Source organism: Thioalkalivibrio sp. ALJ16, from assembly GCF_000377345.1.
Lineage (GTDB): Bacteria > Pseudomonadota > Gammaproteobacteria > Ectothiorhodospirales > Ectothiorhodospiraceae > Thioalkalivibrio.
The window spans coordinates 283,777-302,690 of sequence record NZ_KB898038.1 but is presented as its reverse complement, the minus strand read 5'-3'; the positions used below and the strand labels follow the sequence as shown (position 1 = coordinate 302,690).

Genomic DNA, 18,914 nt, shown 5'->3' with positions numbered 1-18,914 from the left:
GGACGATGAATTTCTTCGCGCAGCAGGATCAGGCGCATCGGCGTACGCGCGTGCTGCTGGCCCTGTTCGTGCTGGCGGTGCTGTTGATCGCGGGGACCCTCGGACTGATCGTCTGGGGCATGGGTGGGACGGCCCGGGCCATCGCCTGGACCACAGCGATTACGGTTGGCCTGATCGTGCTCGCCAGCCTGTACCGGACCTGGCAGCTGCGCGCGGGCGGTGGCGCCCGCATCGCGATGGAGATGGGCGGTGTCCCGCTGCAGGGGAATCCGGCCGATCCGCTGCAGCGCCGGTTGCGCAATGTGGTCGAGGAGATGGCGATCGCCTCGGGTGTCCCGGTGCCGGCGGTATACATCCTGGAGCAGGATCTGGGGATCAACGCCTTTGCCGCGGGCTTCGGTCCCGGCGATGCAGTCATCGCGGTTACCCGTGGCGCCCTCGACAGCCTCGACCGGGCCGAACTCAAGGGGGTGGTCGCCCACGAGTTCGGGCATGTGCTCAACGGCGATATGCGGCTGAACATGCGCCTGATCGGCATCCTCTACGGGATCGAGATCCTCGCGCTGCTGGGGCAGGGCGGGCTGGCGCGCCGGCGTCACCGCCGCCGCGGTGATGTCGCCGATACCGGGGTGGGCGTACTCAGTGTCACCCTGATCGTGGTGGGCTATGCCGGGCTGGCCCTGGCCCGCTGGATCCGGGCCGGTATCTCGCGTCAGCGCGAATACCTGGCGGATGCCCAGGCGGTGCAGTTCACGCGCGAGCCGGAGGGGCTGGCCGGCGCGCTGAAGAAGGTCGCGGCCCGTTACGCCGGCCTGAACGGCAATACCGAGGAGATCACCCATATGCTGTTTGCCAGCGATGCGATCGGGCAGATCTACGCGACCCATCCCCCGCTTCTCGAGCGCATCCGCCTGCTGCAACCCTATTTCGACCCGGCGGAACTGGAATCGCTCCGGGGCCAGCTGAATGCCCGTGTGCGCCAGGCCGCGCGCGAACGCGCGGTGGACGGCATGCAGCGTGAACGCGAGGGGCGCGCGCCCGGCGCCGATGCATTCGGCGAGGCGCTGAGCGGGCACCCGGAGCTGGCCCGGCTACTGGCGGCCGGGGCCCTGCTGGCGGCGATCCCGGGACCGCTGGCCTGGGCCGCTCGCTCTGATGCCCGCGCCGTCGAGGTCGTGCTGTATCTGCTGCTGAACCCGGATGCCGACGTGCGCGCAGCCCAGCTGGAGATGGTGGCCGAGGCCCTGGGCGAGGCGCGCGCGCAGGCGGTACGCGGCCTGCTGGATGCGGAACCGGCGCTGGCCGAGGCGCTGCGCATGCCGCTGCTGGAGATGGCCTTCCCGGCCCTGCGCCGGCTCGCGCCGGAGGACCGCCAGCGGCTGGAGGATCTGACCGACCGCCTGATCCATGCTGATGGCCGCGTGGCTGTCTTCGAGTACGCACTGGGCCGACTGCTGAGCCGGCAGTTGCGCGACCTCCACGACCCCGCCGCGGCGGCACGTCCCGGTCAGGCCGCACTTGACGATCATCAGCAGGCCGCGCACTACCTGCTGGCGGTGCTGGCTCACCATGGCCACCCGGAGGATCCTGCCGCCGCCCGCGCCGCGCTGACCGCGGGGCTGGGGGAGCTGACCGGGGCCCTGCCGATGGACGCCGCGATTCCGGAGGCGCTGTCCGGGGCGGCGGGGGCGCGGGCCTGGGCGGGCGTGCTGGATCGGGCACTGGAGCGCCTGGATGGGTTGCGCCTGGGCGACAAGGACCGGCTGGTTCGGGCCATGGCGGTGACCGTCCAGCACGGTGGCCGAGTGGTGACGGCCGAACACGAATTGCTGCGCGTGATGGCGGCCGGGCTGCATGTGCCCCTGCCGCTGGTCAGCGCCGGCTGGGGCGATGATGCGGAGACCGGTTCTGCGGCCGCAATTTGACCGCCGGGCCCGTATCAGGCGGGTTCGCGGGTGTAAAACCCCCGCCTGTGGCCAATTAAATGAATGTGCAAGTGCATGAAACTAAAGCAATGTGTGCGGTGGATCACGGAAAATCCAAAAAAACACTATCAATGCACCGCGGTTTGGGAGGACAATGGCCTCGAGGTAACGGTAACAGGCTCCATGTTGCACCAGGCGACACCCCGCAAGGGGCGTTAAGATTCGCAGTTCCGGTCCCGCTTCGGGTCCGCAGGAATCACGATCAAGATTCACCGTCGTTCGGTTGCCCTCCAGTCTCTCCCCCCTCGAAATCCTAATCCTAGTACGTACAAAACAGAGGTAACCGAAATGGCTACAGGTACAGTGAAGTGGTTCTCCGACGAAAAAGGCTTTGGCTTTATTACCCCGACCGATGGCTCCAAGGACGTGTTCGTCCATCACAGCGCCATCCAGGGTAGCGGCTTCAAGTCGCTGGCTGAAGGCCAGAGCGTCTCGTTCGACGTCGAGCAGGGCCAGAAGGGTCCGGCTGCCGCGAACGTCGTCGCGCAGTAACCCAGCCCGGGCGCGCAAGCGCCAGGTTGTGAAAGTCCCGCCCTGTGCGGGACTTTTTTCGTTTGGGGGTGGGGCCCGCCGCGGATTCGCCCGGGCGACGTCCGGTACAATGAAATCTGCATCATGGGTACTTATTCATGTGACCGGGGCCGCGGCTGTCTAGACTTCCTGCATGATGATTCCGTTTTTCCATCGCCGCCCGCGGGGGCACCGTCGGTCTGGCCCGCACAGCCTGCTGCAGGACACCGGTGCGATGGCCGCGCGCCTGCCTCTGGACGTGCTCAAGATTGACCGCTCCTTCGTCCAGGACATCGAACACGACGTGGACGATGCCAATATCGTCGCCACCATCACCGCCATCGCCCAGAATATGGGGTTGTCCCTGATCGCTGAAGGCGTGGAGAACGCGGCCCAGCGCGATTTTCTCGTGCAACATGGCTGTGAGCGCTTTCAGGGACATCTGTACCATCCGGCCATGCCGGTGCCGGATTTCGAGGCCCTGCTGGAGGACCGGCAGGGGATGCGCAGTGAAATGGATTCCGATCACGGAGGATCAAGGGAATGAAACGACGTATACAGGCGTGGGCGACCGCGTTGCTGCTGGTCGCGCCGCTGGCCGCGGCAACGGGCGATGAACCACCGGCCCCCTGGGGCGCGGCGGCGCCGGAGGCGCGCAGCTACAGCGGCCTCAAGGCGGTTTACGATGTAACGGCCGGGACCCCTGACGGCCTGCAGAGCGTACTGGACCACGCGGCCTACCTGAGCCGGATGACGGGTGACGATCCCTTCGACAGCCGCATCGTGCTGGTCATTCACGGTGGCGCGCTGGACCTGTTCGCGCGCCGCCACTTTGCCGAAAACGAGACCCTGATGACCCGCGCCCGCGGACTGAGCATGGGGGGTGTGATCGAGTATCGTATCTGCGAGGCGGGAGCGGCCCGCCGGGGCTATGCCCCGGAGGACTTCCACGGTTTCGCCAGTGTGGTGCCGATGGCCGATGCCGAGATCGTTCGCCTGCAGCAGCAGGAAGGCTTTGGCTATATGCGCTGAAGGGTGGGCGCGGACCACCCGCAGGGATACGGGGGCGCGATGACGCAGCACAACGGGGTAGGTCCGGCGGTTTTGCCCGAGCAACTCGGGCAGGCCGCGCTGCTGGCGGAGATCTGGCAGCATTTTCCGGAAAACATGTTCCTGATCCGGGTCGAGGGGCCGGATTTCGTGGTGGAGTCCGCCAATGCCCGGATGCACGAGCTGTTCGCGCGCGACTGCAGCGGCCTGCGCCTGCATGACTTCCTGCCCTGGCATATTGCAGAGCAGGTGGTGGCGCATTACCGCGAGTGCCTGCGCCTGGATGCGCCGCTGCGCTACGAGGAACACGCGACCTTTCATGATGCCCATGGCGAGGCGCGCGAGGGCCACTGGCTGACCCTGCTGGTGCCTGTGCATGGCACGGATGGCGCGATCACCCACCTGTTCGGGATCTCCCAGAACGTGACCGAACTGCGTCTGGCGCGCGCAAGCCTGGAGCGCTACAACCGGGACCTGGAGGTGGTGATCGAGGAGCGTACACGGGCGCTGGATCAGGCCAATCGCGAGCTGCGTGCGGCCAACCAGAAGCTGGAAGGGCTGGCCTCCAGCGACCCCCTGACCGGGGTGGGCAACCGCCGCTTCTTCGAGGCCGGTGCCGAGCGCGAGATGGAGCGCGCCCGGCGCCATGGCACGCCGCTGTCCCTGTTGATGTTCGATCTGGACGGCTTCAAGCAGGTCAATGATGCCGCCGGGCACGCGGCGGGCGATGCCCTGCTGAAGCGGGTGGCGGCCGCCGCCCAGGCAACCCTGCGCGAGAACGATCTGCTGGGACGTTACGGCGGTGACGAGTTTGTAGTGCTGCTACCGGACACCGCCCTGGCGGACGCCCGGCAGATGGGCGCGCGCCTGCATGACTGCCTTGTACAGGAGACGGGCGTGTCCATCAGCCTCGGGGCGGCCGGTTACCGGGCCGATGATGTCGGCCTGGACAGCCTGGTACAGCGTGCCGATGCCGAGGTTCTCGCGGCCAAGCGCGGGCGCCACGAGGGAAACGCGGACTGAGTTGCCGGCCGTGAGCGCCCGCTACAGGCCGAAGATCTCCGACTTCAGGTTCCACTTCGAGGCGAGGGTTTCCGTTGCGTTGAGGAACTCCTCGCCACGGGTCGGGTGGTTCCATTGTCCCCTGGCGATCCAGGCGAGCGCGGTGTCGCGGTCGGGGGCCAGGGACAGGATGTGGATCAGCTCGCCGGCATCGGCGCCGATGACCTCGCCGCCCAGCAGGGCGCCGGTGTCCATGTCGCCGATCAGGCGCACGAATCCTTCCGGCTCGTCCTGGCCCAGGGCGCGCGGGGAGGTCTCGAAGGCGGCGAAGCCGACCGCCGGTTCCAGTTCCTCGTCCTCGGCGTCGTCCTCGTCCATGCCAAGGCGGGCCATCTCGACGGCGGAGTAGATCGCGATCGGCACGAAGCGCTCGTCTTGCTCGCGGGTGTTGCCGTTCTGGATGTTTTCCACCGCGATGGTGGCGTCCGCCAGGGCGTGGTTGGCGGTCTGCCACTCGCTGGCGACATCGCCGATGGCGTAGATGGTGTCGACATCGGTCTGCAGGGTAGGACGGCGTTTCACGAAGCCGCGGGCGTCGGTCTTCACCCCGATTCCGTCGAGGTTCAGGCCCTCGGTATGCGGGGTGCGCCCGGTGCCGAGCAGCACCCAGTCGACCTCGAAGCTGTTGCCCTCGCTGTCGGTGATGGTGACGCCGTCATCCGAGGTCTCGACGCTTTCGTAGCCCTTGACCCGCACCGGCTCGATGCCATCCGCGGCCAGTTGTTCCTTCAGCGTGCCCAGCGCCTGCGGGCTGAACTTCTGCGTGGACAGCGGCTTCGAGCGCGACAGCCAGGTCACCTGCTTGCCGAGGTGATGGAAGATCCAGGCGAATTCGGTGGCGACCACGCCGGAGCCGATGATCGCGACGCGCTCGCCCGTGGGCGGCTTGTCGTCGAACAGCATGTCGGTGGTCAGTACGCGCCCGGGTTCGGCCGTGAACGGGGCCGGAACGGTGGCGGTGGCGCCGGTGGCGATGATGGTGTGGCGGGCGCTGACGGTCTCGGTGCCGTCGTCGGCGACGACCTCCAGGGTCTCGGCGTCGCGGAAGCTCGCAGTGCCGTGGCGGTACTGGATCTTCAGGTGCTTCATGTAGCCGAGGTAGGAGTTGCGCACCTCGGTGACCACGTCCTTCTGATGGTCCCAGGCGCGGTCCATGTCGGCCGTGAGGCTGCCGCTGATGCCGCGGCCCTCGAAGTGGCGCTGCGCGGCGACGGTGCGGGCGGTGTGGTACCAGTCCTTCTTGGGTACGCAGCCGCGGTTCAGGCAGCAGCCGCCCCAGTCGCCCTTTTCGACGATGACGACGTTGAGCCCGCGCAGGGCGCCCAGAACGGCGGCACGATAGCCCCCGGGGCCACTGCCGATGATGGCCAGGTCAAAGGTCTCGCTCATGGTGTCTACTCGGTCAGGTCAATGATCGGGTCGTGCCATTCCAGTTGCGTCAGGTTCAGCTCGAACACGCGGCCGTCGGCCTCGTAGTCGAGACGCACCGGGACATGGCGCAGTTCGCGGGCAAACCAGGCGGACAGGGCCACGTCGCTGTCGTCCGTGTGGCGGTCGACGCGGATGGTATCCACCCGTCCGATGGGCGATTCCATGGTCTCGCGCGCGGCGACCTCGAAACGGTATTCGCGCAGGCGATCGCGCTCCAGGGCCTGGATGGTCTTGCGGTCGCCGACGGCGGACAGCTCGCCACTCTCCAGGCGCTGCATCATCAGGTACAGCGAGCCGAGGAAGTCCAGGGTCCGGTCCGGCACCTCGAGCTGGAAGCTGTCGCTGTTGATGGTGCCGATGGCCAGGCCGCGCTCCCAGTCGAAGCGGGTCTCGACCTTGCGGTCGCGCCGCGGCGTGATCTGCCGGCTGCGTGAGTGCACCAGCTGGAGCTCGCCGTTCTGGCGGTTCATCAACGCTTCGCGGCTCAGCTCGAAACGGCCCAGGATGCGCAGGAAGCCGGAGACGTGGGCATCCATGGCCATGCGCGTCTGCACGTCCTCGTGGTTCAGGGTGATGCGCGCCTTGAGCGTGTTGCCCATGGCGCTGGCTTCGTAGCTGGCGGTGTAGGGCGGGATCGAGTGCGTGCTCTGTGCCACACCGCTGGCCGGCAGGGCCACGAGCGCCAGCAGGAGCCCGAGCACGGCGCCAAATCGCAGCAGGGGTGTGGCCTTAGGAACCTGGAAGATCATTAAAGTCCTCGTCGAGTTGCAGTGGCGCCGGCAGTGGCGTGCCGTCGGCCTGCAGGATCCGCCCGGCCCACTGAATTTCCCCTGAACACAGCCGGCGCACGACCTCCGGATACAGGCGGTGCTCGGCGCGCTGGACGCGGGCGGCGAGGGTGTCCGGGGTGTCGTCGGGCGCGACCGGCACGCGGGCCTGCATGATCACCGGTCCACCATCGAGTTCCGGGGTCACGAAATGCACGCTGGCCCCGTGCTCGCGCTCGCCGTCGGCCAGGGCACGGGCGTGGGTGTGCAGGCCGCGATATTTGGGCAGCAGGGAGGGGTGAATGTTCAGCAGTCGGCCGGTGAACCGGTCCACAAAGTCGGGGGTCAGGATGCGCATGAACCCGGCCAGGATGACCAGGTCGGGGCTGTAGCCCTCGATGGCGCGGGCGAGGTCGGTGTCGAAGGCCTCGCGCGCCGGGTATGCGCGGTGATCGAGTACCTGGCTGGGGATGCCGTGGCGCGCGGCGAATTCCAGCCCGCCGGCATCCGGGCGGTTGCTGATCACGCCGACGATCGAGGCCGGGACCCGGCCCTGCTCGCAGGCCTCGATCAGCGCGCCCAGGTTGCTGCCGCGCCCGGAGATCAGGACCACCAGGCGCTGCGGGACGGCCGCGGCGGGTTGCCTGGCGGTTTCCGTCATGCCGCGGCGTAGGTGACGCTGGGCTGGTACGCGTCGCGTTCCTGGATCATGCCGATCGGCCAGCTGCGGATGCCGGCGCGGGCCAGTTCCGAACTGGCGGCCTCGACCCGGTCCTCGGGGAGGATCACGGTCATGCCGATGCCGCAGTTGAAGGTACGCAGCATCTCTTCGTCGGCGATGTCCCCGGCCTGCTGCAGCCAGCCGAATACCGGCGGCCTGGACCAGCTGTACGGGTCGATGCGTGCGCCCAGATGGTCGGGCAGAACGCGCGGGAGGTTTTCGGTCAGGCCGCCGCCGGTGATATGGGCCATCGCATGCACCGGGAAGTGCTGCAGCAGCTCCAGCAGCGGGCGCACGTAGATGCGCGTGGGGGCCATCAGGGCATCCCCGAGGCTCACGCCCTCGCTGCCGGGCAGGGGGCTGTCCAGGGATGCACCGGAGTGTTCCAGTACCCGCCGGATCAGGGAGTAGCCGTTGGAGTGCGGGCCCGTGGCCTCCAGGCCCAGGACCACGTGGCCCGCGGTGACCTGGCGGCCATCGATCAGCGCGTCCTTTTCGGCGATGCCGACCGCGAAGCCGGCGACGTCGTAGTCCTCGCCGTGGTACATCCCCGGCATCTCCGCGGTCTCGCCGCCGATCAGGGCGCAGCCGGCCTGTTCGCACCCCTCCGCGATACCGGTGACCACGTCCGCGGCGATGTCCACGTCCAGATGGCCGGTGGCGTAGTAGTCGAGAAAGAACAGCGGCTCGGCGCCCTGGACGACGATGTCGTTGACGCACATCGCGACCAGGTCAATGCCGATGCTGTCATGGCGACCGGTCTGCTGCGCGAGTCGCAGCTTGGTGCCGACGCCATCCGTGCCGGACACCAGCACCGGCTGCCGGTAGCGGTCCATCGGCAGCTCGAACAGCGCGCCAAAGCCGCCCAGGCCGGCCATCACGCCGGGGCGCCGGGTGCGCGCCGCCTGCGGCTTGATGCGTTCGACCAGCTCGGCGCCGGCCTCGATGTCGACACCGGCCTCGCGGTAGGTCAGGCCTGAACGGGATTCGGACATGGGTTCCCCGGAATTTAACCAGCATTCAACCAGCACGGGAGTGCCGCCACGGCGGCGGCCTCGAAGAACCCGGCATGGTAGCGAGCCGGCTGCGGGCGTGCAAAGAGAGACGCGCGGGGTGCGGTCCGTCACGCCCCGCGCGCGGCCAGTGTGTGTGATGGCTGTGGTATTTTGGAACGCTTGTCGAACAACCGATCATGATCATGTCCCTGCACCTGCGCACCCGTTACCCCGTGGCCGTCCTGCTCGGTCTTGTCCTGCTGTTGCTGGCGCCGCTGGCAGCGGCCCAGGATTCGCTGGTGGCCACGGTCGCCGCGGAGGACGAGGCGGGCGCCCTGGAGCAGGGCCTGGAACAGGCGCTGGTGCGTCTGGCCGGGCTGCGCTCGGAGCCGGTGCTGGCGCTGGTCGAGGAGATGCTGGAGACCCGCGACGACGATGGCTGGATTGCGGCGCTGGAGCGGCTGCGCGAGGTCGAGGAGGGCGTCTATCGCCTCGAGTTCGATCCCTTCCGTCTGCGCACGGCCCTGCGCGACGCCGGTGTGCCGGCTGTGCTGGGAGAGCGCCCCGGGCTCCTGGTCTGGGCGGTACTGGACCGCAATGGCCAGCGCGAACTGCTGGGCGATGCGGTGGAGGGGCGCGGCGTACTGTCCGCGCTGGAGTCGCTGGCCGCGGAGCGCGACATGCCGCTGCTGTTTCCGCTGGGAGATCTCCAGGACCGGCGCGCGGCCCAGCCCTCCGATATCGTCGGCGGGGTGACCGAGCCGCTGCTGGAGGCCGCGCGCCGGTATCAGGCCGATGGCGTGATCCTGCTGCATGTGCGCGAGACCGCGACCGGGGCCGAGGCGCGTTCCGTTGCCGTGCACGACGGCCGCGAGTTTCGCGGTTCGGCCCCGGGGGCGGATGCCGGCACGGCCGCGCGCGCGGCCGTGGCCCAGGGGCTGGACCAGGTGGCAGAGCGCCTGGCGCGTGTGGCCGCCGAGCCGGAGTGGGTGCGGCTGGGGTTTGTCGACGTGCAGGGCTATGCCGCATTCGAGCGCCTGCGGGCGGAGCTGGTCCGCCTGCAGGCGGTAGAGGCGGCGCGGCTGGATTCGCTGATGGCCGATCGCGTGGTGCTGCAGGTCCGCACGGGGCTGGAGCCCGGTGACCTCGTTGACCTGCTGCGCGGTTCCGGTTTTGACCGGTCCGAACCGCCGGACGACGCCGATGCGGCCGATGTCTGGCTGGATCGCGGCTGACCCGCGTGCCCGTGTCCGGATGATTCCGCGCCACCAGATCCCCAATGCGGTCACCATCGCGCGGATCGTGCTGATCCCGCCGATCGTCTGGCTGCTGGTGCTGGAGCACTATCTGTTGGCGGTGGTGCTGCTGGCGCTGGCCGGACTGAGTGATGCCCTGGATGGCTGGCTGGTCCGCCGCTACGGCTGGCATACCCGGCTCGGAGCCTGGCTGGACCCGGCGGCGGACAAGCTCCTGATGCTGGGTATCTACCTGGCGGTGACGCTGTCCGGGCTGCTCCCGCTGTGGCTGCTGTTGCTGGTCGTGGGGCGCGATCTGTGGCTGACCGCGGGATCGGCCCTGTACCGGGTGTTCGTGGGGCCGCTGGCGATCCGTCCGCTGTTCATCAGCAAGGTGAATACCTTTCTGCAGATCACGCTGGTGCTGGTCGCCATCGTGAAGGTCGGCCTGCTGGATCTGGACCCGATCTGGGTGCAGCTGATGGTGGTCGTGGTCGCATTCACGACCCTGGCGAGCGGGCTGGCCTACACCGCGCAGTGGGGCGTGTATGCCTGGCGCCACCTGCGGCGCGCCCCCGTCCCGGCCGCGCGGAGGACGCCATGACCCCGGAGACGCAGCAGCGCGTGGGCCCCCTGTCGACGGTCACGCTGGCGGCGCTGGTCGGGCTGCTGGTGGTCGGCGGCGTGCTGTATCTGCTGGCACCGATCCTGACCCCGTTCGTGGTCGCCATCCTGATCGGCTACCTGTTCAACCCGCTGGTCTCGCGCCTGGCCCCGCGTACCCGCGGCTCGCGGACGCTGGCGACGGTCCTGGTCTTCCTGCTGGTGATGCTGGGGCTCGCTGGCCTGGTGCTGATCCTGATCCCGCTGGCCATCGCCCAGTTCGAGCGCCTGGCGCTGGCGCTTCCGGAGCTGCTGGCGTGGTTCGACCAGCAGGTGCGCCCGTTGCTGGAAGAACAGGCGGGGGATCGTCCGCCGGCACTGGACGCAGCCGCCCTGCAGTCCCTGATTGCCGAGCACTGGCGCGAGGCCGGCGGGCTGGCGGGTGGCGTGCTGCAATGGCTGGGCAGTTCCACCGGGACCCTGGTGCTGGGGGTGCTGAACCTGGTGCTGGTGCCGGTGGTGAGCTTCTATCTGCTGCGTGACTGGCCGCGGCTGCAGCAGGGGCTGCGGGATCTCCTGCCGCAGGTCTGGCGCCCTGTGGTGCTGCGCTTCGCGCAGGAATCGGATGCGACCCTGGCGGCGTTTCTGCGCGGCCAGCTCCTGGTGATGCTGGCGCTGGGGCTGTTCTATGCGGTCACCCTGACCGTGGCCGGGGTCGAGATGGGGCTGGCCATTGGCGTGATCGCCGGGCTGGTCAGCTTCATTCCCTATGTCGGCGTGATCGTGGGTGTACTGCTGGCCGGGGCCGTGGCGCTGGTCCAGGGCGATGGCTGGAGCCTGCTGCTGGTGGTGCTCGCGATCTTTGCCGTGGCCCAGGTCCTGGAGTCGATGGTCCTGACCCCGTGGCTGGTGGGAGACCGTACCGGCCTGCATCCGATCGCGGTGATCTTTGCCGTACTCGCCGGTGGCCAGCTGTTCGGCTTCTTCGGGGTGCTGCTCGCGCTGCCGGTGGCGGCCGTGCTGGCGGTCGGGGTGCGCCACGCGCTGGCGCATTACCGGCGCCTGAATGGTGCCGGGCCGGCGGCGACTGACGAAGACGGGCGGCCATGAGCGCCGCGCATCAGCGCCAGCTGCCGCTGGACCTGCGGTTGCGCGATACGTCGCGCTTCGCGGGGTTTTATCCGGGCGGCAACCGTCTGGCGCGGGATGCGGTCGCGGCGCTGGCCGTCGGGAGCGCGCGGACCGAGCCGCAGATCCTGCTGCACGGTCCGGCGGGCGTGGGGAAGACCCACCTGCTGCAGGCCGCCTGCCACCAGGGGCACGAGCGCGGCGAGCCGGTGGCCTACCTGCCGCTGGCCGAGCTGGCCGCGGCGCCGCCGCTGGCGGTGCTCGACGGGCTGGAACGCGCGCGCCTGGTGGCGCTGGATGATCTGGATGCCGTGATCGGGAAGGGAGACTGGGACGAGGCCCTGTTTGGGCTCTTGAACCGGCTGCGCGACGCCGGCTGTCGCGTGCTGCTGGCGGCCGTCGCCGCGCCCGACGGGCTCGCCAGTCCGTTGCCCGACCTGACCTCGCGGCTTGCGTGGGGCCCGGTGTTCCGCATGCAGGCGCCGGAGGAGGACGATCTCAAGCGCATCCTTGCACAGCGCGCCGCGCTGCGCGGGCTGGAGCTGCCGGAGTCGGTGGCGGACTACCTGCTGCGCCACTACCGGCGGGATCTGGTCGCGCTGCTGCAGCTCCTGGATCGCCTCGACCTGGCCGCCCTGGCCGAGCAGCGGCGCCTGACCATCCCCTTCGTGCGCGATCAGCTCGCGCGCCCCTGATCGTCACCACCCACCGCACGACCAAGGTCAAAACCCGTTCACAGGAAGATGCGAAGGCTGGAAGGGGGCATTGGGCTTGTCGGGGTTGCGGGGGAAGTCCTTCGCGGTGCGTAGTGTGCCGCCGTTTCGGACATTCCGGCCGGAGTGAGACGCCGCACCAGCGCCTCCGAGGGCAAAACCCTGTCTCGGACCCCCATCCAGTACCTTCCGTACTTCTCGTCTTCCTGTTAAACGCCCTTGGCCTGACCCTTCTCTGTGCCTTCGTGGTGAATATCAGGGCGTCGTCTGGCGGGCGCGGCGGGCGTCCAGCTTGACGTAGAGCAGGCAGCCGCCGAACCAGGCGAGGCTGGCCGCGGTCATCAGCAGCCCGTACAGGCGCGCGTCGGCGGCCGCGGCCAGCGTGATCCCGAGGGTGATGTAGGCCAGCGCCAGCAGACTGGACCAGGCATGGGTATAGCGGCGCCCGTGCAGCATCCCGCGCAGCGGAAACATCAGCGGAAGGACCAGGATCACCAGGGCCACCGAGACCGGCACGATCTCCGGACGCTCGATCCAGGTGGTCCAGACGAGGATCAGGCCGAGCAGTCCGAGGTAGCCGGCCAGGGCCAGGACCCGTGCCCCGAGGATCACGCCGGGTCCTCGCGGCGCAGGCGCCGCGCGAGGCGCCCGACGCGTTCCCCCAGGGCATCTGCGATGCGCTGCTCCTCGCGGGTCACGGCATGTTCCCCCTGGGCCCCGGCGACATGGCTGGCGCCGTAGGGCGAGCCGCCGGAGGTCGTGGTGGTCAGTTCCGGCACGGTGTAGGGGACGCCCACCCAGAGCATGCCCTGGTGGATCAGGGGCAGGGCCATGCTCAGCAGGGTGGTCTCCTGTCCGCCGTGCTGGGTGGCGGTGCTGGTGAACAGCCCGAAGGGCCGGTCCACCAGGCCGCCACTGGCCCACAGGCCGCTGGTGCCGTCGAGGAAATATTTCAGTGGCGCGGCCATGTTGCCGAAGCGCGTGGGCGAGCCCATCACCAGCCCGGCGCATTCTTCCAGGTCGCTGGGCTGCGCGTAGGGCGGGCCGTCGGCGGGGACCGCCGGGGCATCCCCGGTGATGTTGGTCGTGACCGGAGGAACCGTGCGCACGCGCGCCACGGCACCTGCGCGCTCCACGCCGCTGGCGACGTGACGGGCCAGCTCCGCGGTGGCGCCATAGCGGCTGTAGTAGAGGACCAGGACCTCGGGTGCCGCGCTCACGCCAGGATCTCCAGCACCTGTTCCGGCGGGCGGCCGATGCGGGCCTGCTCCCCGGCGACCAGGATCGGCCTTTCGATCAGTTTCGGGTGCTGCACCATGGTCTGGATCAGGGCCTCGTCATCCAGTTCGGCGTCCTTCAGCCCCAGTTCGCGGTATTCCGTCTCGCCGGTGCGCAGCAGCTCGCGCGGGGCGATGCCCAGCCGGTCGACGATGGCGCGCAGGGTGGCGGCATCCGGCGGCGTCTTCAGGTATTCGACGATCTGCGGTTCCACGCCCTGTTCGCGCAGTAGCGCCAGGGCCGCGCGCGACTTGCTGCAGCGCGGGTTGTGGTACAGCGTAGGGGCATCGGACATGAATCCACTCCGGAGGACAACGATGACGGACGCCAATGATAACCATGCCCGCCGCTGGCATGTCAGGGGGCGGGTGCAGGGTGTGTTCTTTCGCGCCTCCACCCGTGACCAGGCGCGGCGAAGGGGGCTGACCGGCCACGCCCGCAACCAGCCCGATGGCAGCGTCGAGGTCCTGGCCGTAGGCCCCCGGGTGGCGCTGGACGAGCTGGAGGAATGGCTGGCCGAAGGCCCCGGCGGGGCGCGCGTGGATGCGGTGGAGGCCGACGAGATCGCGCTGCCGGACCCGCCTCCGGCGGGCTTTACCACTGGATGAGCCGGGGCCCGTGGCCAACCGACCGAGGGATTACGGCTAGCGTCTTGGGGCTCGCAGGGGTGGCGGGATGACCTGGACATAGGCGCGCACGTCGCGCAGCCGGTGTGGGCCTTCTGAATCGATACGGGTCTCGGCGCCCTGCATCCAGGCGCCGTCCCAGGCGAGGCGGGCCGCCCCGGTGCGCGAATGGCGCGGCAGGTCAATCAGCAGCAGACCGTCATCGAAGGCGACCTCGAGTTCGCTGCGGTAGCGCTCGGCATGGACCTCGATGCGGCGTGATTCGCCGCTGGCCAGGGTGAATGCGGTTGGCTCCAGCGCGCGTTCGCGCCCGCCGATCCGCAGCGTCCCGCCGCTGAGACTGACGCGGATCAGGTCTCCGGGCAGACCGGCCTGGCCATTGCGGATGGCCGCGACCCGCTCGGCGCGTTCGGCCGCCAGCGCCGCCTCCTGTTCGGCCTCGGCCTGCAGCCGGGCCTCGCGCGCCTTCTGCACCGATTCCCAGGCGCGGATGGCCTCGACCCGTTCGGCCTCGCCCATGGCGTCCCACTGTTCCTCGCTTACCCCGTAGATCCGCGGGCTGCAGGCGGCCAGCAGCAGCGCGAGGAATGCCAGGGCCGGGTACAGACGAAGTGTTGCGGGCATGCGCGGTTCCCGTGTGGGTTTGTACCGGAGTCTGTACGAGTTTCCTGTACCGGCCCTGAACCGGGCCCGGGCCCAGTGCTTCCCTCAGAAGAGCAGGTTGATCACGATCAGCGAGACGACCATGAACAGCAGGGTCACACCGGTGCCGGCACGCAGGTAGTCGGCCACGCGGTAGCCACCCGGGTCCATGATCAGCGCATTGACCTGATGGGTGGGCAGCAGGAAGGAGTTGGACGCGGCGATCGCCACGATCAGGGCGAACACCCGCGGGTCGGCGTCGATGCCCATGCCCTGGGCGACGCTCGCGAAGCTGACCGCCAGCGGGACCAGCAGAATCGTCGCCCCGACGTTGGACATTACCAGCGTGAAGAAGGTGGTCAGCAGGAACACCGCGACCTGCAGCACCCAGACCGGCATCCCCTCCAGCTGCGCCATTCCGTTGGTCGCGATCCACTCACCGGCGCCGGAGTTCTCCACCGCAAGCCCCAGCGGGATCAGCGAGGCGAGCAGAAATACCGTCTTCCAGCTGATGCCGCGATAGGCCTCGTCCATCGTGATCACGCCGGTGAAGATCATCCCCAGGGCCCCGCCGAGCAGCGCCAGCGCCAGCGGCAGGTCGGTGAACAGCACCAGTGCCAGCCCCAGCGCAAGGGAACCGAGCGCTGCGAGCGGACGATGGGTCCGCGAGGCCTCCTGCTTGCGCCGCGGATAGCGGCTGGTGACGACGACGAAATCGCGATCGTCCTCCAGTGCCTGCAGGTTCTCCCAGGGCGTGTGCACGACCAGGGTGTCCCCCGCCTTGAGCGGGGTATCCGGGACCGCGTCGATGATCAGGTCATCGCCGCGCTGGATGCGCAGTACCGAGATGCCGTAGCTGCGCCGCATCCCCTTGTCGCGCACGGTCTGGCCGATCAGGTCGGAGCCGGGCGGGATGATCACCTCCGCGATACCGCCGTGGCGGGCGGACAGGGCGCGGGTGAACACGTCCAGCTCGTCCTTCAGCATCGTGCCGGTCTCGTGGCAGGTCTTCTCGATAGTGGTGACCGGACCGAGGATGGCCAGATGCGCGCCGCGTTCCAGTTCGATCTCGCGGTTTGGCTCGATGCGGGTTTCGTCGTCTGCGGTCACGCCGACCACGTGCACCCCGAAGGCCGCCTCGAAGTCGCCCACGCGCATCCCGGCCAGCGAGCTGTCCTCGCCCAGGCGCGCTTCGCGCACGCCGAAGTCCATCCCGTAGACATCACGGAACCAGGCCGAGGTGGTCTGTACCCGGCTCTCGTCCGGGTCCTCGGTCTGCGGATCGCGGGCTGGCAGGACCCAGCGTCCGAACAGCGCGAAGTAGAGGATCAGCGTACCCAGCAGGGCGAGTCCGATCGGGGTGACGTCGAACAGCCCGAAGCCCTCGACCCCGCCGGGCAGCAGGTCGTTGAGCAGGATCAGCGGGCTGGAGGCCACCAGCGTCAGGGTGCCGCCGACGATCGCGGCAAAGCCCATCGGCATCAGCAGGCGCGAGCGGGGGATGCGCGCGGCCGCGCCGATGCGGTTGATCACCGGCATGAACAGGGCGGCGGCCCCGATGTTCTGCATGAAGCTGGTGATGATGCCCACGGCCCCCGAGGTGGTGGCCATCACGCGGCGCTCGGTATGCCCGCCAAAGCGCAGGATCAGGTCGGCCAGGCGGTTCATCACCCCGGAACGGTCCAGCCCCTTGCCGATGATCATCACCGCGATGATCGCGATCACCGCGTTCGAGGCAAAGCCGGAAAACAGCGCCTCGCCCTCGACGATCGGCGCCACCCCCGGCACCAGCGCGACCATGCCGAGGAGGAACAGCACGCTCAGCGCCGCCAGGTCGATCCGGATCACCTCCGTCACGAACAGCAGGATCGTCAGCCCCAGCAGGCCGAATACGATCCCCATCTCCAGGGTGAAGGCGACCTCTTCCATCGTGGTCGCCCCGGGTTCAGCCGTTCAGGCGTTGGCGCAGGGCGTCGAGCAGGCCGTCTATTGGGAGGTGTTCGGCCTCGCTGGCGGTGCGTGCCTGGTATTCGAGTTCGCCGGCGTCGAGGCCGCGCTCGCCGATGACCAGGCGGTGCGGGATGCCGATCAGCTCCATGTCGGCGAACATCACGCCGGGGCGCTGTTCGCGATCATCCAGCAGGACCTGGAAGCCGGCGGCCTCCAGCTCGTCGTGCAGTTTCTCCGCGGCCTCGCGCACGCGCTGGGACTTCTTGGCACCGATCGGGCACAGGGCGATGTCGAAGGGGGCGATGGCGCCGGGCCAGCAGATGCCGCGCTCGTCGGAGTTCTGCTCGATCGCCGCGGCGACCACGCGCGAGACGCCGATGCCGTAGCAGCCCATGGTCACCACCTGTTCGCGGCCGTCCTCGTCCAGCACCCGGGCACCCAGCGCCTGGCTGTACTTGTCACCGAGCTGGAAGATGTGGCCGACCTCGATGCCGCGGCGGATCTCGATCGCCCCGGAGCCGTCCGGGGCCGGTTCACCCTCGAGGATGTTGCGCAGGTCGGCGCTCTCCGGCTGCGGCAGGTCGCGGCCCCAGTTCACGCCGGTCAGGTGGTGGCCGTTCTCGTTGGCGCCAACCACGAAGTCGGCCATGCCCAGCATGGCCTGGTCGGCGAGCACCGGGATCGGGCTGTCCACCGGCCCCAGCGAGCCGGGATCGGCACCGAAGGCGGCACGGATCTCGGCGGGTTCGGCCATGCGCAGCGGCTCGGCGATCCAGGGGTGCTTCTCGGCCTTCACCGCGTTCAGTTCGTGGTCGCCGCGCAGCACGATGGCGACCAGATCGGCGTCGATTGCGTCGGAGGCGGCGACCACCAGGGTCTTCACCGTCCGTTCGGTCGGGATGTCCAGGAACTTCGCGAGATCGTCGATGGTGCGCACATCGGGCGTGGCGACCTTCGCCATGGCTGCGCCGGGGGCAGGGGCCGGTGCCGGCTGCGGACAGGGGGCCAGCTCGACGTTCGCGGCGTAGCCGCCCGGGGAAAAGGCAATCGCGTCCTCGCCGGAGCTGGCGAGCACGTGGAATTCGTGCGAGGCGTTGCCGCCGATCGCGCCGGTGTCGGCCTCCACCGCGCGGAAATCCAGGCCGCAGCGCTGGAAGATACGAGTATAGGCCGCGTGCATCTGCTGGTAGGTCTGTCCCAGCGATTCGGCATCCAGGTGGAAGGAGTAGGCGTCCTTCATCAGGAATTCGCGGGCGCGCATCACGCCGAAGCGCGGGCGGCGCTCGTCGCGGAACTTGGTCTGGATCTGGTAGTAGTTGACCGGCAGCTGGCGGTAGCTGCGGATCTCGCGGCGCACCAGATCGGTGATCACCTCCTCGTGCGTCGGGCCGAAGCAGAAGTCGCGCTCGTGGCGGTCCTTTAGGCGCAGCAGCTCGGCCCCGTAGAAGTCCCAGCGCCCGGATTCCTGCCACAGCTCGGCGGGTTGCACCGCCGGCATCAGCACCTCCAGCGCGCCGGCCCGGTTCATCTCCTCGCGCACGATGCCTTCCACCCGGCGCAGCACGCGCAGGCCCAGCGGCAGCCAGGTGTACAGCCCGGAGGCCAGGCGCCGGATGTAGCCGGCGCGCAGCATCAGCTGGTGGGAGACGATCTCGGCGTCGGCCGGGGTTTCCTTCAGGGTGTTCAGCGGGAATTGCGAGACGCGCATCGGGGTAGTGCCTTGTCGGGTTGAGTAGGGAGGTCGGGCCCGGCTGTGCCGGGCAGGATCAGAACGTGGTGCCGTTGGTGCCCCAGAAATGGCGCGGGGCGTCGGAGAATTCGATGTATACCCGTGCCGGGGCCAGCCCCAGCTCCAACTGCAGTGCGTCGCACAGCTTGCGCGACAGTTCGCGGGTCAGGCCCTCGGGCAGGCCGATGCTCTTCAGCTCGCAGTAGGCGAGCGGGTCGCTGCTGCCGGCAAAGCACATCGCCGGGTTGTGCGTGCAGGCGACCATCACGTAGGACTCGGGCTTGCCAAGCCAGTCGGCGACCTGTGCGGACAGGCGCTGGCACAGGCCGTCGGCGTCCTCGGGCAGGCGGGTGTTGGTCTCGACGCGCAGCAGTGGCATGGCTTCCTCCGGTTCGGCGGATCGAAGAATCGACGGCTATGATACGGGGAGCGCCGAGCCGGTGCAGCGGCGGGAGGCCGCGGCGGCGTGAAAGACCGGGCGGCGTGGCT

At 69.0% G+C, this 18,914-nt stretch carries 20 protein-coding genes and 1 pseudogene; 10 read left to right on the top strand and 11 right to left on the bottom strand.

Annotation, left to right across the window (positions count from 1 at the left end; genetic code table 11):
• Positions 1-5 precede the first annotated feature (5 nt).
• The 5 genes and pseudogenes from D000_RS0103465 to D000_RS0103445 all read left to right on the top strand — a co-directional run bounded on the left by D000_RS0103465 (position 6) and on the right by D000_RS0103445 (position 4,568).
• On the top strand, positions 6-1,925 hold the full coding sequence (locus tag D000_RS0103465; protein WP_018872165.1) for a M48 family metalloprotease: 1,920 nt from the start codon (positions 6-8) through the stop codon (positions 1,923-1,925).
• Between the two features lie 348 nt (positions 1,926-2,273).
• Positions 2,274-2,477, top strand: coding sequence for a cold-shock protein (locus tag D000_RS0103460; RefSeq protein ID WP_018872164.1), 204 nt, complete (start codon positions 2,274-2,276; stop codon positions 2,475-2,477).
• Between the two features lie 262 nt (positions 2,478-2,739).
• Positions 2,740-3,042 (top strand): annotated as a pseudogene (locus tag D000_RS0103455) (EAL domain-containing protein); the annotation flags it as partial.
• A complete protein-coding gene (locus tag D000_RS0103450; RefSeq protein ID WP_051074932.1) occupies positions 3,039-3,527 on the top strand; it encodes a DsrE family protein in 489 nt (162 codons plus the stop codon). The pseudogene D000_RS0103455 and the gene D000_RS0103450, both read left to right, overlap by 4 nt.
• A 39-nt stretch (positions 3,528-3,566) precedes the next feature.
• Positions 3,567-4,568, top strand: coding sequence for a GGDEF domain-containing protein (locus D000_RS0103445; protein ID WP_018872161.1), 1,002 nt, complete (start codon positions 3,567-3,569; stop codon positions 4,566-4,568).
• A 21-nt stretch (positions 4,569-4,589) separates the two neighbouring features.
• Here D000_RS0103445 and D000_RS0103440 read toward each other — a convergent pair whose 3' ends face one another.
• From D000_RS0103440 to purM, 4 genes are read right to left on the bottom strand one after another with little or no spacing between them, the layout of a single operon-like run.
• Entirely contained in the window at positions 4,590-5,996 is a 1,407-nt protein-coding gene (locus D000_RS0103440) for an NAD(P)/FAD-dependent oxidoreductase (protein ID WP_018872160.1), read from the bottom strand.
• A 5-nt stretch (positions 5,997-6,001) separates the two neighbouring features.
• On the bottom strand, positions 6,002-6,787 hold the full coding sequence (locus D000_RS0103435) for a DUF3108 domain-containing protein (protein ID WP_018872159.1): 786 nt from the start codon (positions 6,785-6,787) through the stop codon (positions 6,002-6,004).
• Complete coding sequence (gene purN / locus D000_RS0103430; RefSeq protein WP_018872158.1) at positions 6,768-7,466, bottom strand: phosphoribosylglycinamide formyltransferase; 699 nt, start codon at positions 7,464-7,466, stop codon at positions 6,768-6,770. The genes D000_RS0103435 and purN overlap by 20 nt, the downstream gene beginning before the upstream one ends.
• A complete protein-coding gene (gene purM / locus D000_RS0103425; RefSeq protein ID WP_018872157.1) occupies positions 7,463-8,521 on the bottom strand; it encodes a phosphoribosylformylglycinamidine cyclo-ligase in 1,059 nt (352 codons plus the stop codon). The genes purN and purM overlap by 4 nt, the downstream gene beginning before the upstream one ends.
• 203 nt (positions 8,522-8,724) lie before the next feature.
• Here purM and D000_RS0103420 point away from each other — a divergent pair, with 203 nt between their 5' ends.
• Genes D000_RS0103420 through hda form a run of 4 tightly spaced genes read left to right on the top strand, consistent with a single transcriptional unit; the run spans position 8,725 to position 12,182 of the window.
• Complete coding sequence (locus D000_RS0103420) at positions 8,725-9,756, top strand: DUF2066 domain-containing protein (protein ID WP_026279739.1); 1,032 nt, start codon at positions 8,725-8,727, stop codon at positions 9,754-9,756.
• Positions 9,757-9,775: 19 nt separating this feature from the next.
• Positions 9,776-10,360: a CDP-alcohol phosphatidyltransferase family protein gene (locus tag D000_RS0103415; protein ID WP_018872155.1), complete on the top strand. Its 585-nt coding sequence runs from the start codon at positions 9,776-9,778 to the stop codon at positions 10,358-10,360.
• Positions 10,357-11,469 (top strand): AI-2E family transporter, encoded by a 1,113-nt coding sequence (locus D000_RS0103410; protein ID WP_018872154.1) that lies wholly within the window; start codon positions 10,357-10,359, stop codon positions 11,467-11,469. The genes D000_RS0103415 and D000_RS0103410 overlap by 4 nt, the downstream gene beginning before the upstream one ends.
• A complete protein-coding gene (hda, locus tag D000_RS0103405) occupies positions 11,466-12,182 on the top strand; it encodes a DnaA regulatory inactivator Hda (RefSeq protein WP_018872153.1) in 717 nt (238 codons plus the stop codon). Before D000_RS0103410 ends, hda begins: the two co-directional genes overlap by 4 nt.
• Before the next feature lie 273 nt (positions 12,183-12,455).
• On the opposite strand, the gene D000_RS0103400 is transcribed toward hda, so the two are convergent.
• From D000_RS0103400 to arsC, 3 genes are read right to left on the bottom strand one after another with little or no spacing between them, the layout of a single operon-like run.
• Positions 12,456-12,812, bottom strand: a complete 357-nt coding sequence (locus tag D000_RS0103400; protein ID WP_018872152.1) for a DUF2069 domain-containing protein — start codon at positions 12,810-12,812, stop codon at positions 12,456-12,458.
• Positions 12,809-13,420, bottom strand: a complete 612-nt coding sequence (gene wrbA, locus D000_RS0103395) for an NAD(P)H:quinone oxidoreductase (protein ID WP_018872151.1) — start codon at positions 13,418-13,420, stop codon at positions 12,809-12,811. Before wrbA ends, D000_RS0103400 begins: the two co-directional genes overlap by 4 nt.
• A complete protein-coding gene (arsC, locus tag D000_RS0103390; protein WP_018872150.1) occupies positions 13,417-13,773 on the bottom strand; it encodes an arsenate reductase (glutaredoxin) in 357 nt (118 codons plus the stop codon). Before arsC ends, wrbA begins: the two co-directional genes overlap by 4 nt.
• A 22-nt stretch (positions 13,774-13,795) precedes the next feature.
• Here arsC and D000_RS0103385 point away from each other — a divergent pair, with 22 nt between their 5' ends.
• Positions 13,796-14,086, top strand: coding sequence for an acylphosphatase (locus D000_RS0103385; RefSeq protein ID WP_018872149.1), 291 nt, complete (start codon positions 13,796-13,798; stop codon positions 14,084-14,086).
• Positions 14,087-14,122: 36 nt separating this feature from the next.
• Here D000_RS0103385 and D000_RS0103380 read toward each other — a convergent pair whose 3' ends face one another.
• The 4 genes from D000_RS0103380 to D000_RS0103365 form a co-directional block, all read right to left on the bottom strand.
• Positions 14,123-14,728, bottom strand: coding sequence for an Hsp20/alpha crystallin family protein (locus D000_RS0103380; protein WP_018872148.1), 606 nt, complete (start codon positions 14,726-14,728; stop codon positions 14,123-14,125).
• Between the two features lie 84 nt (positions 14,729-14,812).
• Positions 14,813-16,675 carry an SLC13 family permease gene (locus D000_RS0103375; RefSeq protein ID WP_018872147.1) on the bottom strand — a complete coding sequence of 621 codons (1,863 nt, stop codon included), beginning with the start codon at positions 16,673-16,675 and terminating at the stop codon, positions 14,813-14,815.
• Between the two features lie 16 nt (positions 16,676-16,691).
• Positions 16,692-18,404: a proline--tRNA ligase gene (locus D000_RS0103370; RefSeq protein WP_018872146.1), complete on the bottom strand. Its 1,713-nt coding sequence runs from the start codon at positions 18,402-18,404 to the stop codon at positions 16,692-16,694.
• 58 nt (positions 18,405-18,462) lie between these two features.
• On the bottom strand, positions 18,463-18,804 hold the full coding sequence (locus tag D000_RS0103365) for a phenylpyruvate tautomerase MIF-related protein (protein ID WP_018872145.1): 342 nt from the start codon (positions 18,802-18,804) through the stop codon (positions 18,463-18,465).
• Positions 18,805-18,914: the final 110 nt, after the last annotated feature.

What these genes read in the sequence shown, in the direction of transcription:
- D000_RS0103465 (WP_018872165.1), top strand. Translation starts at nt 6, where the DNA reads ATGAATTTCTTCGCGCAGCAGGATCAGGCGCATCGGCGTACGCGCGTG.
- D000_RS0103460 (WP_018872164.1), top strand. Translation starts at nt 2,274, where the DNA reads ATGGCTACAGGTACAGTGAAGTGGTTCTCCGACGAAAAAGGCTTTGGC.
- D000_RS0103450 (WP_051074932.1), top strand. Translation starts at nt 3,039, where the DNA reads ATGAAACGACGTATACAGGCGTGGGCGACCGCGTTGCTGCTGGTCGCG.
- D000_RS0103445 (WP_018872161.1), top strand. Translation starts at nt 3,567, where the DNA reads ATGACGCAGCACAACGGGGTAGGTCCGGCGGTTTTGCCCGAGCAACTC.
- D000_RS0103440 (WP_018872160.1), bottom strand. Translation starts at nt 5,996, where the DNA reads ATGAGCGAGACCTTTGACCTGGCCATCATCGGCAGTGGCCCCGGGGGC.
- D000_RS0103435 (WP_018872159.1), bottom strand. Translation starts at nt 6,787, where the DNA reads ATGATCTTCCAGGTTCCTAAGGCCACACCCCTGCTGCGATTTGGCGCC.
- purN (WP_018872158.1), bottom strand. Translation starts at nt 7,466, where the DNA reads ATGACGGAAACCGCCAGGCAACCCGCCGCGGCCGTCCCGCAGCGCCTG.
- purM (WP_018872157.1), bottom strand. Translation starts at nt 8,521, where the DNA reads ATGTCCGAATCCCGTTCAGGCCTGACCTACCGCGAGGCCGGTGTCGAC.
- D000_RS0103420 (WP_026279739.1), top strand. Translation starts at nt 8,725, where the DNA reads ATGTCCCTGCACCTGCGCACCCGTTACCCCGTGGCCGTCCTGCTCGGT.
- D000_RS0103415 (WP_018872155.1), top strand. Translation starts at nt 9,776, where the DNA reads ATGATTCCGCGCCACCAGATCCCCAATGCGGTCACCATCGCGCGGATC.
- D000_RS0103410 (WP_018872154.1), top strand. Translation starts at nt 10,357, where the DNA reads ATGACCCCGGAGACGCAGCAGCGCGTGGGCCCCCTGTCGACGGTCACG.
- hda (WP_018872153.1), top strand. Translation starts at nt 11,466, where the DNA reads ATGAGCGCCGCGCATCAGCGCCAGCTGCCGCTGGACCTGCGGTTGCGC.
- arsC (WP_018872150.1), bottom strand. Translation starts at nt 13,773, where the DNA reads ATGTCCGATGCCCCTACGCTGTACCACAACCCGCGCTGCAGCAAGTCG.
- D000_RS0103385 (WP_018872149.1), top strand. Translation starts at nt 13,796, where the DNA reads ATGACGGACGCCAATGATAACCATGCCCGCCGCTGGCATGTCAGGGGG.
- D000_RS0103380 (WP_018872148.1), bottom strand. Translation starts at nt 14,728, where the DNA reads ATGCCCGCAACACTTCGTCTGTACCCGGCCCTGGCATTCCTCGCGCTG.
- D000_RS0103375 (WP_018872147.1), bottom strand. Translation starts at nt 16,675, where the DNA reads ATGGAAGAGGTCGCCTTCACCCTGGAGATGGGGATCGTATTCGGCCTG.
- D000_RS0103370 (WP_018872146.1), bottom strand. Translation starts at nt 18,404, where the DNA reads ATGCGCGTCTCGCAATTCCCGCTGAACACCCTGAAGGAAACCCCGGCC.
- D000_RS0103365 (WP_018872145.1), bottom strand. Translation starts at nt 18,804, where the DNA reads ATGCCACTGCTGCGCGTCGAGACCAACACCCGCCTGCCCGAGGACGCC.